General features: G+C 66.8%; 8 protein-coding genes. 3 read left to right on the top strand and 5 right to left on the bottom strand.

The window, feature by feature from the left end; translation table 11 throughout:
- Positions 1-153: 153 nt before the first annotated feature.
- Positions 154-684 (bottom strand): CGNR zinc finger domain-containing protein, encoded by a 531-nt coding sequence (locus tag QK444_RS01030; protein WP_282776115.1) that lies wholly within the window; start codon positions 682-684, stop codon positions 154-156.
- A 38-nt stretch (positions 685-722) separates the two neighbouring features.
- Between QK444_RS01030 and QK444_RS01025 the strand changes: the two genes are divergently transcribed.
- Both QK444_RS01025 and QK444_RS01020 read left to right on the top strand, forming a co-directional pair.
- Positions 723-1,694: a DMT family transporter gene (locus tag QK444_RS01025; protein ID WP_282776113.1), complete on the top strand. Its 972-nt coding sequence runs from the start codon at positions 723-725 to the stop codon at positions 1,692-1,694.
- Positions 1,695-1,807: 113 nt separating this feature from the next.
- Positions 1,808-2,521 carry a hypothetical protein gene (locus QK444_RS01020; RefSeq protein WP_282776111.1) on the top strand — a complete coding sequence of 238 codons (714 nt, stop codon included), beginning with the start codon at positions 1,808-1,810 and terminating at the stop codon, positions 2,519-2,521.
- Positions 2,522-2,561: 40 nt separating this feature from the next.
- On the opposite strand, the gene QK444_RS01015 is transcribed toward QK444_RS01020, so the two are convergent.
- Complete coding sequence (locus tag QK444_RS01015; protein WP_282776109.1) at positions 2,562-3,020, bottom strand: hypothetical protein; 459 nt, start codon at positions 3,018-3,020, stop codon at positions 2,562-2,564.
- Between the two features lie 121 nt (positions 3,021-3,141).
- Here QK444_RS01015 and QK444_RS01010 point away from each other — a divergent pair, with 121 nt between their 5' ends.
- Entirely contained in the window at positions 3,142-3,531 is a 390-nt protein-coding gene (locus tag QK444_RS01010) for a hypothetical protein (protein WP_282776108.1), read from the top strand.
- 81 nt (positions 3,532-3,612) lie between these two features.
- On the opposite strand, the gene QK444_RS01005 is transcribed toward QK444_RS01010, so the two are convergent.
- From QK444_RS01005 to QK444_RS00995, 3 genes are all read right to left on the bottom strand, one after another.
- Positions 3,613-7,566: a DNA-directed RNA polymerase subunit beta' gene (locus QK444_RS01005; RefSeq protein ID WP_282776106.1), complete on the bottom strand. Its 3,954-nt coding sequence runs from the start codon at positions 7,564-7,566 to the stop codon at positions 3,613-3,615.
- Between the two features lie 93 nt (positions 7,567-7,659).
- Positions 7,660-11,169: a DNA-directed RNA polymerase subunit beta gene (locus QK444_RS01000; RefSeq protein WP_282776104.1), complete on the bottom strand. Its 3,510-nt coding sequence runs from the start codon at positions 11,167-11,169 to the stop codon at positions 7,660-7,662.
- Between the two features lie 484 nt (positions 11,170-11,653).
- Positions 11,654-12,355 carry a hypothetical protein gene (locus QK444_RS00995; RefSeq protein ID WP_282776102.1) on the bottom strand — a complete coding sequence of 234 codons (702 nt, stop codon included), beginning with the start codon at positions 12,353-12,355 and terminating at the stop codon, positions 11,654-11,656.
- Positions 12,356-12,578: the final 223 nt, after the last annotated feature.

The raw sequence follows: 12,578 nt of genomic DNA, 5'->3' as shown, positions 1-12,578 counted from the left end.
GTATAGCCGGAGCGGAAGCGACAGTGATAAACCCAACAGCTGACTCTTTTGCGACGTCGGTGGGCGAATTGGCAACGCAATTCCGCACTCGAGCTGCGATTCCGGTCGCCTCCGCCTCCCGGCCGCTCCGAGCAGGGTTGCGACTCCCGCAGGCTACTTCTTCCGGGCTCGATAGGCCGCGACCGCGTTGCGGTTGCCGCAGGCGGTGCTGCAGTAGCGGCGGGAGCGGTTGCGGGAGAGGTCGAGGAGGATGCCCTCGCAGTTGTCGTCGGCGCAGACGGCGAGGCGGGAGAGTTCGTCGGCGCGGATGAGGTCGATCATGGCCATGGCGATTTCCACGGCTATGCGGACCGGCAGCGGGGCCTCCGGTGGGACGGCGTGGATGTGGTAGTCGAGGTCGTCGTGGCGGACCAGGCGGGGGACGGCTCGATGCTCGGCGAGGATGTCGTTCACCAGGACCACCGCGCTGTCGCGATCGCTGGTGAGGAGTTGTCGCAGATGTGGGCGCAGGGCGCGGACATCCGCCAGTTCCCGCGCGTCACCGGTCCGGACACCGGTATAGCCGTGCCGCACGAAGAAGTCCGCGAGTTGCGCGGATTCCGTCAAGGTGTCCGGCTCCTCCGCCGAGTTCACCAGCTCCACCGCCGCGGCCATGGACGCCTCGGTGTCATGAGCAAAAATCATGTTGACACATTACCAACTCGACCTTAGCGTCATTAGCCATGACGACGTTGACTCATGACGCAGCCGTTCGGAATCGATTGCGCACCGGGCTGCTGCTAGCCCTGCTGTCGGCGTCGTCGTTCGGGCTGTCGGGATCGCTGGCGCGCGGAATGATGAATGCGGGGTGGAATTCCGCGGCGGTGGTGGCGGTCCGCGTACTGCTGGCGGCGGCGGTGCTGGCACCCGTCGCGCTGGTGCAGTTGCGCGGGAACTGGAAGCTGTTGCGCGACAACGCGGCCCTGATCACCGGTTACGGATTGCTGGCAGTCGCGGGCACGCAGCTGGCCTATTTCAACGCCGTCGCCCATATTGAGGTGGGCGTGGCACTGCTGGTCGAGTACACCGCGCCGGTGGCGGTGGTGGGCTGGCTGTGGCTGCGGCACCGACAACGCCCCGGGGCCACCACCGTGGTCGGCGCCGTGGTCGGACTGACCGGGCTGGTGCTGGTACTCGATCTGACCTCGGGGGCCGATACCAGCGGGGTCGGCATCGCCTGGGCGCTGGCGGCCATGCTGGGCGCGGCCTCGTACTTCGTTCTCTCCGCCCACGGTGACGGGTCCCTACCCGGAACGGTGCTGGCCGCCAGCGGTTTGCTGATCGGCGGCGTGGCGCTGCTGGCCGCGGGTGCGATCGGCGTACTGCCGCTCCGTTCGAGCACCGAACCCGTTGTCTTCCAAAGCTTCACTACCGTCTGGTGGCTGCCGCTGCTGTTCCTGGGTGTGGTCACGGCGGCATTGGCCTACGTCACCGGCATAGCGGCCACCCGGCTCCTCGGGTCGCGATTGGCCTCCTTCGTGGCCCTGTTCGAAGTGCTGGCGGCACTGGCCTTCGCGTGGGTGCTGCTCGGCGAAGCGCCGCGACCGATTCAATTGCTCGGCGGCACACTGATTCTCATCGGCGTGGTGACCGTGCGGCGCGGTGAGCCGGAGACAGTCGCAATCGACGACACAGCGGCCCCCGCCTCGCGGTAGCCGACTCGGCGGCGAGCTGTCCTCTATGTGTCGCGGGGTTTCGATCGCCACACCACCCGGGTAGGTTGTGCGCAGACATCCGGGGCCACGTGGGCCGCAAGCCGAGGAAAGAAATGCGCCGAGCCGAAAACCGCTCTGTAACAACCCGACTCGCCGGAGCGCTGGTTCCACTGCTGCTGTGCGCGATCACCACGCTCACCGCCACGGCCAGCACCGCGACGGCCGGACCGGCGGAACCCGCGCTGCGGGTGCAGGGCCGGGAGAACGGCATCGACTACGCGGTGGAACTGGCGGCGGACAACCGGGCCGCCGTCGCCACCATCGCCTCGGGCCGCTTCCTGCCCACCTGGGACGGCGAGGCCGTCATCGTCACCGATGACAACGGCATCCTGGCCGCCACCGTTCCGCTGACCTACGACATAGTCGGCAAGACGCTCGAACTCACGCCCGCCATCACCGACGACGGCCGCCGCCTCACCCTCGCCCCGGCGGACCAATCCCCGGTCCCGCTCCGCGATATCAACGCTCAGCAGCACTTCTTCGACGTCGTTCAGGCCAACCTGCCCGCCGTGGCCACCGGGGCCGCCATCGGCGGCGCGATCGGCTTCCTCATCGGCTTCCCCGCGGGCCTGTTCATCCTGGACTTCATCACCATCCCCATCACCACGGTGGTGGGAGCACTCATCGGCGGCGCCATCGGCCTCCAGCAGAGCGGCGGCGACCCGGCGGTGGAGGCCGCCCTCAGCTACGCCGAATCCCTCGTCCCCGGCGCCTCGGACACCATCCGCCCCGCCTTCGACGCCCTCCCGGAACCCCAGCCCCGCTGAGCAATTCGCACGCGACGGATGGCGCGAGAAGTCGGGCACGCTACGACACGAAGGACAGCGACTCGATTCCCATGGGATGCTCGGTGTAGTACCAGTCCCCGGTCATCTCCATGGCGAGGTCGAAGCGCACGGCGTGCCCGCTTCCCGGCCCGGACGTGATCGTCCACAGACCGTTGGGCAACCCGCTCACCGCGCTGGCACTGCCGTCCGACCAGGTGAAATCGCCCGATGTCGGCGCACCGAAACCCCGCCAGGGCAATTCGGCCCGGAACCACCCCGCCGTGATCCCCGGCAGCAGCGAACTCCGGCAGTCCCACACCTCCCCCGCCCGCCGCACACTCTGCCCGGCACTCCCACTCCCCGGAATTCGTTCGGCGGTCAGCACGCCGCCCCGATAGCATCCGCCGAACTCGGTGCCCGGCGCGGCCGCAACAGGATCGACCACTGCCGACGCCAACACCGCACCGACGAGCACAGCCAGCCCGCGAGAACCGAACACATCTACCCTCCCAACCATGGCAGCTACAGGGTGGCAACCAGCATAAGTCCAAGCGACCATCCGGATGCCGGGTCCGAGCGAATAACTTTCCATGCCGGACCCGACCCTCGCGGAACTCAGCGTGCAGGACATCGAACTGGAATTGATCCGCCGACGCAGATTCCACGCATTCGACGGCGCTCGAATCGCTGACAGTCTCGAACGCCATTCCCAACTCTGGCTCGCAGCGCATATGGACCGCTTCGGTCTCGGGCGGACGGCGCACCCGGACTGGTTTCCGCAAGGTTCCCTCATCAAGCTGCGCGACCTGCGGAGTAACCGGTGGAATGTGGACACGCTGGTGGTTCTCACCACTGACATCGGTGGCGCCGGTGAGCTCGCGAATATCGCGAGAGTCGAGAACTGGTGCGCGAATGAGCTGGCGGTACAGGAGGATACGGAGGAGGAGATCGCGGCGGCGCTCGGGTGTTCGTCGCTGGGTTTCGGGGTGTTCTCGGCGTGGTGGGACTGAGAGCGGGGACGTCCACGACGCGGTTCGGCCCCCGCTCCGTTGCCGGGGCGGGGGCCGAATGTCAGTGCGTCCCTATCGGTGTCAGCGGTAGTCGCTGAAACCGTAGTCGTCCAGCGGGACCGCGGCACCGGTGGTGGCGCCGAAGCCGTCCGGGGTGTAGTAGGTGTCGTCGTAGGACGGCACCGCGTACGCGGCCTGGCGGGCCTCCTCGGTGGGCTGGACCTGGATGTTGCGGTAGCGGTTGATACCGGTACCGGCCGGGATCAGCTTGCCGATGATGACGTTCTCCTTCAAGCCGATCAGCTTGTCGGAGCGGCAGTTGATCGCGGCATCCGTGAGCACGCGGGTGGTCTCCTGGAAGGAGGCCGCCGAGAGCCAGGAATCCGTGGCCAGCGACGCCTTGGTGATACCCATGAGCACCGGGCGACCCGAGGCGGGCTCGCCACCCTCCGCGACCACGCGGCGGTTGGCGGCCTCGAACTCGGCGCGCTCCACCAGCGAACCGGGCAGGAACTCCGTCGCGCCCGAGTCGATGATGGTGACACGGCGCAGCATCTGGCGGACGATCACCTCGATGTGCTTGTCGTGGATGGACACACCCTGCGAGCGGTACACCTCCTGGACCTCGTGGACCAGGTGGACCTGCACCTGACGCGGACCCATCACACGCAGCACCTCGTGCGGATCGGCCGAGCCCTCGAGCAGCTGCTGACCGACCTCGACGTGATCGCCGTCGGCGAGCAGACGCTCGGTGCCGTCCTCGTGCTTGAACACCCGCAGACGCTGACGCTTCGACAGCTTGTCGTAGAGCACCTCGTCCGAACCGTCGTCCGGAATGATGGTGATCTTGTAGAAGCGATCGTCGTCCTCCAGGCGCACGCGGCCGGAGACCTCGGCGATGGGCGCCTTGCCCTTGGGCACCCGAGCCTCGAAGAGCTCCTGCACGCGGGGCAGACCACCGGTGATGTCGTCACCCGCGACACCACCCTGGTGGAAGGTACGCATGGTCAGCTGCGTACCGGGCTCACCGATGGACTGCGCGGCGACGATACCGACGGCCTCACCGATGTCGACCAGCTTGCCGGTCGCCATGGAGCGGCCGTAGCAGGTCGCGCACACGCCGGTGCCGGTGGTGCAGGTCAGCACGGAGCGGACCTTCACCTCGGTGATACCGGCCTCGAGCAGCGCCTCCAGGGCGGGGTCGCCGAGGTCGTGGCCCTTCTCGACCACCACGTTGCCCTTGGCGTCGATCGCGTCGGCGGCCAGAGTGCGTGCGTAGGTGCTGGTTTCGACGTGCGCGTCACGAATGACGGTGCCGTCGGCCAGCTTCTCCGCGATCGGGACGACGATGCCACGCTCGGTGCCACAGTCGGTCTCGCGCACGATGACGTCCTGCGACACGTCCACCAGACGACGGGTCAGGTAGCCCGAGTCGGCGGTGCGAAGCGCGGTGTCGGCCAGACCCTTTCGCGCACCGTGGGTGTTGATGAAGTACTCCAGCACCGTCAGGCCCTCGCGGAAGGAGGACTTGATCGGCCGCGGGATGAACTCACCCTTCGGGTTGGTCACCAGACCCTTCATACCGGCGAGGGTACGAGTCTGGGTGAAGTTACCGGTCGCGCCCGAGTCGACGATCGTGATGATCGGGTTGTCGGCCGGGTAGTGCGCGCGCAGCGCCTGACCGACCTCTTCGGTGGCCTCCTGCCAGATCTTGACCAGGGCGTTGTTGCGCTCCTGGTGATCGAGCGCACCACGCTGGTACTTCTTCTCGATCTGATCCGACTGCGCCTCGTAGCGCTCCATGATCTCCGCCTTCTCCGGCGGAACGAGCACGTCCGACATGGAGACGGTGACACCGGAGCGGGTGGCCCAGTAGAAGCCCGCGTCCTTGAGCTTGTCCACGGTCTGCGCCACCACGATCATCGGGTAGCGCTCGGCCAGATCGTTGATGATCGCGGCCTGCCGCTTCTTCGGCATCGGCTCGTCGATGAACGCGTAGTCCGCCGGGAGCAGATCGTTGAACATGACGCGGCCCAGCGTGGTCTTGGTGGTCCACGCGTCGCCCCGCTGCCAGCCGTCGGGGAACAGCTCGGCCTCGACGTCCTTCGGCGGCCGCTGATCGGTCAGGCGGACCTTGATCAGCGAACGCACGGTCAGCTCACCGCGGTCCACGGCCATCTGCGCCTCGGCGGGCGAGGAGTAGACGCCGAACTCCGGCTCGTCCTTGGTGGCCGCGCGGTACTCGCCCTGCGCGCCCTCCTGCAGGCGGGTCAGGTAGTACAGGCCGGTCACCATGTCCAGACGCGGCATGGCGAGCGGACGACCCGAGGCCGGCGACAGGATGTTGTTCGAGGACAGCATGAGGATGCGGGCCTCGGCCTGCGCCTCCGCGGACAGCGGCAGGTGCACCGCCATCTGGTCACCGTCGAAGTCGGCGTTGAACGCCTCACAGACGAGCGGGTGCAGCTGGATGGCCTTACCTTCGACCAGCAGCGGCTCGAACGCCTGAATGCCCAGGCGGTGCAGGGTGGGCGCGCGGTTCAGCATGACCGGGTGCTCGGCGATGACCTCTTCGAGGACATCCCACACCTGGGGCCGCTGCCGCTCCACCATCCGCTTGGCGGACTTGATGTTCTGCGCGTGATTCAGGTCCACGAGCCGCTTCATGACGAACGGCTTGAACAGCTCGAGCGCCATCAGCTTGGGCAGACCGCACTGGTGCAGCTTCAGCTGCGGACCGACCACGATGACCGAACGGCCCGAGTAGTCGACACGCTTGCCGAGCAGGTTCTGACGGAAACGACCCTGCTTGCCCTTGAGCAGATCCGACAGCGACTTGAGCGGACGGTTGCCCGGACCGGTGACCGGGCGGCCGCGGCGGCCGTTGTCGAACAGCGCGTCCACCGACTCCTGGAGCATGCGCTTCTCGTTGTTCACGATGATCTCGGGCGCACCGAGGTCGATGAGGCGCTTCAGGCGGTTGTTGCGGTTGATGACGCGGCGGTACAGGTCGTTCAGGTCGGAGGTCGCGAAGCGGCCACCGTCCAGCTGCACCATGGGGCGCAGCTCCGGCGGGATCACCGGCACGGCGTCGAGCACCATGCCCATCGGCGAATTGCCGTTGGCCTGGAACGCGGCGACGACCTTCAGACGCTTCAGGGCGCGCAGCTTCTTCTGGCCCTTACCGGTGCGAATGGTCTCGCGCAGGTTCTCGGCCTCGGCCTCGATGTCGAAGTTCTCCATCAGCTTCTGGATGGCTTCGGCACCCATGGCACCGGTGAAGTACTCGCCGTAGCGGTCCTGCAGCTCGCGGTAGAGCACCTCGTCCACGATGAGCTGCTTGGTGGCCAGCTTGGTGAAGGTGGTCCAGATCTCGTCGAGACGATCCAGCTCGCGCTGGGCGCGGTCGCGCAGCTGACGCATTTCGCGCTCGCCGCCGTCCTTGACCTTGCGGCGCACGTCGGACTTGGCGCCCTCGGCCTCCAGCTCGGCGATATCCGCCTCGAGCTTCTGTGCCCGCGCCTCGAGATCGGCGTCGCGCTGATCGGCGACGGCCTTCTTCTCGACCTCCATCTCCGCCTCGAGGGTGGAGAGTTCGTTGTGGCGCAGCTCGTCGTCGACACCGACGATGACGTAGGCGGCGAAGTAGATGATCTTCTCGAGATCCTTCGGCGCCAGGTCGAGCAGGTAGCCCAGGCGCGACGGCACACCCTTGAAGTACCAGATGTGGGTGACCGGGGCGGCCAGCTCGATGTGGCCCATCCGCTCACGGCGCACCTTGGCGCGGGTCACTTCGACGCCGCAGCGCTCACAGATGATGCCCTTGAAGCGGACGCGCTTGTACTTACCGCAGTAGCACTCCCAGTCCCGGGTGGGACCGAAGATCTTCTCGCAGAAGAGGCCGTCCTTCTCCGGCTTCAGCGTGCGGTAGTTGATGGTCTCCGGCTTCTTGACCTCACCGAAGGACCAGTTGCGAATGTCTTCGGCGGTGGCCAGGCCGATCCGGAGTTCATCGAAGAAGTTGACGTCTAGCACGTAACTTCCTTTCCCCTGTTCGGGTTGAGTATGAGCAAAAGTTCGCTAAATCCGTTGCCCCGGAGCTCCTTTCAGAGCTCCGGGACCGATCGCTCACTGCGCCAGGTCGTCGACCGTCGCAGCCTCGTTGCGGGACAGGTTGATACCCAGGTTCGCCGCGGCGCGCTCCAGGTCCTCGTCGTCGCCGTCGCGCATCTCGATGGCGGCGCCGTCGGAGGACAGCACCTCCACATTCAGGCACAGCGACTGGAGTTCCTTGAGCAGCACCTTGAACGACTCCGGAATACCCGGCTCCGGAATGTTCTCGCCCTTGACGATGGCCTCGTAGACCTTCACGCGGCCGACCACGTCGTCGGACTTGATGGTGAGCAGTTCCTGCAGCGTGTAGGCCGCGCCGTAGGCCTGCATGGCCCAACATTCCATCTCACCGAAGCGCTGACCACCGAACTGCGCCTTACCACCGAGGGGCTGCTGGGTGATCATCGAGTACGGGCCGGTCGAACGCGCGTGGATCTTGTCGTCGACCAGGTGGTGCAGCTTCAGGATGTACATGTAGCCCACGGCCACCGGGTACGGGAACGGCTCACCGGAGCGGCCGTCCAGCAGCACCGCCTTGCCGTTCTCGTCGACCATGCTCTCACCGTCGCGGTTGGGCAGGGTGGAGCCGAGCAGACCGGTCAGCTCCTCCTCGCGGGCGCCGTCGAACACCGGGGTGGCGATATTGGTGTCGGCCTCCTGGCCCCACATCTCCTCCGGCAGGTTCTTGGCCCACTCCGGATTGCCCTCGACCTTCCAGCCGGTCTTGGCGATCCAGCCCAGGTGGGTTTCGAGCACCTGGCCGATGTTCATACGACGCGGGACACCGTGGGTGTTGAGGATGATGTCCACCGGAGTGCCATCCGGCAGGAACGGCATGTCCTCCACGGGGAGGATCTTGCCGATCACACCCTTGTTGCCGTGCCGGCCGGCGAGCTTGTCACCGTCCTGGATCTTGCGCTTCTGCGCCACGTACACGCGCACCAGCTCGTTGACGCCCGGCGGCAGATCGTCGTCGTCGTCACGGGAGAACACCCGCACACCGATGACCTTGCCCGACTCACCGTGCGGCACCTTCAACGACGTGTCACGGACCTCGCGGGCCTTCTCACCGAAGATCGCCCGCAGCAACCGCTCCTCCGGCGTCAACTCGGTCTCACCCTTCGGCGTCACCTTGCCCACCAGAATGTCACCGTCACGCACCTCGGCACCGATCCGCACGATGCCCCGCTCGTCGAGGTCGGCGAGCACCTCGTCGGAAACATTCGGGATATCGCGGGTGATCTCCTCGGCACCGAGCTTGGTGTCCCGCGCGTCGATCTCGTGCTCCTCGATGTGGATCGAGGTCAGCACGTCCTCCTCCACCAGGCGCTGCGACAGGATGATCGCGTCCTCGTAGTTGTGACCCTCCCACGGCATGATCGCCACCAGCAGGTTCTTACCCAGGGCCATCTCACCGTTCTCGGTGCACGGACCATCGGCGAGCACATGACCGGCCTCCACCCGCTGACCCTCGTCCACGATCGGACGCTGATTCGCGCACGTGCCCTGGTTCGACCGCTCGAACTTCCGCAGCCGGTAGCTGCGGCGGGTGCCGTCATCGTGCATGACGGTGATGAAATCGGCCGAAACCTCTTCCACCACACCGGCCTTGGCGTTCACGACCACGTCACCGGCGTCGACGGCGGCGCGCAGCTCCATACCGGTGCCGACCAGCGGCGCGTCGGAACGGATCAGCGGCACGGCCTGACGCTGCATGTTCGCGCCCATGAGGGCGCGGTTGGCGTCGTCGTGTTCGAGGAACGGGATCATGGCGGTCGCCACCGACACCATCTGGCGCGGCGAGACATCCATGTAGGTGACCTCGGCCGGGGAGACGTACTCCATCTCCTCGTTGCCGCGGCGCGCGAGCACGCGTTCCTCGAGGAAGTTGCCGTCGGCGTCGATCGGCGAGTTCGCCTGGGCGCGGACCTCGCGGTCCTCCTCGTCGGCGGTGAGGTACACGACCTCATCGGTGACGATGCCGTTCACGACCTTGCGGTACGGGGTCTCGATGAAGCCGAACGGGTTGACCCGCGCGTACACCGAGAGCGAGCCGATCAGGCCGATGTTCGGGCCTTCCGGGGTCTCGATCGGGCACATGCGGCCGTAGTGCGACGGGTGGACGTCGCGGACCTCGAGGCCCGCGCGCTCCCGGGACAGACCGCCCGGACCCAGCGCCGACAGACGACGCTTGTGGGTCAGGCCCGACAGCGGGTTGTTCTGGTCCATGAACTGCGACAGCTGCGAGGTGCCGAAGAACTCCTTGATCGCCGCCACCACGGGGCGGATGTTGATCAGGGTCTGCGGCGTGATGGCCTCGACGTCCTGGGTGGTCATGCGCTCACGCACGACGCGCTCCATGCGGGACAGGCCGACGCGGATCTGGTTCTGGATCAGCTCGCCGACCGTGCGCAGGCGGCGGTTGCCGAAGTGGTCGATATCGTCGACCTCGACCGGCACCTCCACGCCGCCGGGCGCGGTCATGACCTTGTCGCCCTGGTGCAGACGGACCAGGTACTCGATGGTCGCGACGATGTCCTCGCGGGTCAGCACCGAACCCACGACCGGCTCACCGGCGTGCAGGCCCAGCTTCTTGTTGACCTTGTAGCGGCCGACACGCGCGAGGTCGTAGCGCTTCTCCTTGAAGAACAGGTTCTCCAGCAGGGTCTGCGCGGACTCCTTGGTCGGCGGCTCGCCCGGACGCAGCTTGCGGTAGATATCGAGCAGCGCCTCGTCCTGGCCCGGAGTGCTGTCCTTCTCCAGGGTGGACATCATGATCTCGGAGAAGCCGAAGCGCTCGGTGATCTCCTCGGTGGTCAGGCCCAGGGCCTTCAGCAGCACGGTGACCGGCTGGCGGCGCTTGCGGTCGATGCGCACGCCGACGGTGTCGCGCTTGTCCACGTCGAACTCCAGCCACGCACCGCGCGACGGGATGACACGCACCGAGTGCAGCATCTTCTCGGTGGACTTGTCGATGGTCTCGTCGAAGTAGACACCGGGCGAACGCACCAGCTGCGAGACGACGACGCGCTCGGTGCCGTTGATGATGAACGTGCCCTTGTCGGTCATCATCGGGAAGTCGCCCATGAAGACCGTCTGAGACTTGATCTCACCGGTGTTGTTGTTGATGAACTCCGCGGTCACGAAGAGCGGCGCCGCGTAGGTCATGTCCTTGTCCTTGCACTCCTCGATGGAGGCCTTGACCTCTTCGAAGCGCGGGTCGGAGAAGGACAGCGACATGGAGCCGGAGAAGTCCTCGATCGGCGAGAGCTCCTCGAGCACCTCCTCGAGACCGCCGGTCGGATTGACGTCGCCGCGCGCCGCCGCTCGCTCCCGCCAGTCTGACGCGCCGATCAGCCAGTCGAACGAATCGGTCTGTAGATCGAGAAGACCCGGAACCTCCAGAGGCTCACGGATCTTCGCGAAAGACACCCGCTTCGGGGCTCCGGGGACTGTGTAGAAATCACGGCCCGCCGTGGTGGCCTTGGTCTGGGTGGAGACTGCCAAGATGCGTCCTTCCAGCACCTCACGCGCAGTCGCGTGGTGGTCCGCGACCGTCGCTTGTCTGCTACGAATTCCGCTGGTCCCCACCCGAACGAAACCCGAACAGCAAGCAGCGGAAGTAACACCGGAAGGTGGAACTTTCGTCGATGCGAACAAGGTATGGACAGGAGGCAGCCAGCGCAACGTCCAAAACTACACCCAAACCTACGGGGGTGTCAAAGTACCACCCGTTGCGGGTCGCGGCGGGCTGGCGCGCCGTACCGGTTCAGCTGACACGCTGTCGGCGTTCCCGGCCCACCGGGAGTCCCGTCTTCCGCTGGCTGCGATTGCCGGGTCACCGTTCGGGGCGAACCCCTGTGACAGCTGCCGCTGTTGTGAATAGCGTGACGGCTCGGACGAAACTCGTCAAGTGCGGCCGGTCCGACGCGTGGCGCGAGATCGTTTGGCGCGCTGGCAGATCACCGAAAAACCGGCCCCCACCAGGGGTGTGAATTTCCTTGACGGATCAGTTGTCGGCGATCTCGGCGGCCAGCCAGCGGCCGTCCACCTTCTGCATGCGCAGCACCACCGGACCGGACGCGAGCGGTTCCGGGGTGCCGTCCCGGACCGCGGAGACATTCAGGTTGACCAGCAGTTCGGCGCGCCCGGGCGTGAGCAAAGTCACACCGATCGGATCGGTGGTCACCTCGGTGTCGGTCGCCGCCTGCTTGATGGTGCTGACCGTGGTGTCGATGTACTTCTCCAGATCCGCGCGCATCCGCTCGGTCAGCACCGCGCCGACGGAGTCCTTCCACTGGTCGATCTCGGCGGCCCGGTAGCCGTAGAGCGTGGACAGGGCGTGATCGGCGGCGGCCTTCACCTCATCGGTGGCCTGATTGTCGACATAGGCGAGATTGTCGTCGTCGACGCCGGGACGCAAGGCCGCCACGACGGCGAAGACGCCGAGCAGGACCGCGGCGATCCCGCAGCCGATCGCGAGCCGCCAGGAACCGCCGGGGACGGGCGAGTGCCCGTCGACACCGGACGCGACATCGACACCGCGGGACGCGGCACCCGCACCGTGGGACGCGGACCGCCCCGGCGCGGATGTCGCGGTGACGCGCGGCTTGGTCGAACCGGCCTTCGCGAGCCCGGTCTTCGCTAGCCCGGTCTTCGCGCGCCCGGTCGTGGCGGCACCGCTCTCCCCGGCCCCGCTCGTCGTGCCCACGTCCTTCGCGGCCCCAGCTTTCGCGGCCCCGGCCCTCGCAGTCCCAGCTTTCGCGGCCCCAGCTTTCGTAGTCTCAGCTTTCGCGGCCCCAGCTGTCGCGGCCCCGGCCCCGGCCTGCGTGGCCCCGTTCTTCGGGTCTGTGCCCGTGTTCGCGGTGGAGGCTCGCGGGTGGTCGGCATCTGCCGACGTCCGCCGTGCCGATCCGGCCTGCCCCTCGCGGCCG

Source organism: Nocardia sp. CC201C (assembly GCF_030010695.1).
GTDB lineage: Bacteria > Actinomycetota > Actinomycetes > Mycobacteriales > Mycobacteriaceae > Nocardia > Nocardia otitidiscaviarum.
Note: the sequence above shows the minus strand (reverse complement) of the source record. Positions and strands in the feature narration are given on the sequence as shown.

Coding starts and splice junctions, on each gene's coding strand:
- QK444_RS01030 (WP_282776115.1), bottom strand. CDS start 684: ATGATTTTTGCTCATGACACCGAGGCGTCCATGGCCGCGGCGGTGGAG.
- QK444_RS01025 (WP_282776113.1), top strand. CDS start 723: ATGACGACGTTGACTCATGACGCAGCCGTTCGGAATCGATTGCGCACC.
- QK444_RS01020 (WP_282776111.1), top strand. CDS start 1,808: ATGCGCCGAGCCGAAAACCGCTCTGTAACAACCCGACTCGCCGGAGCG.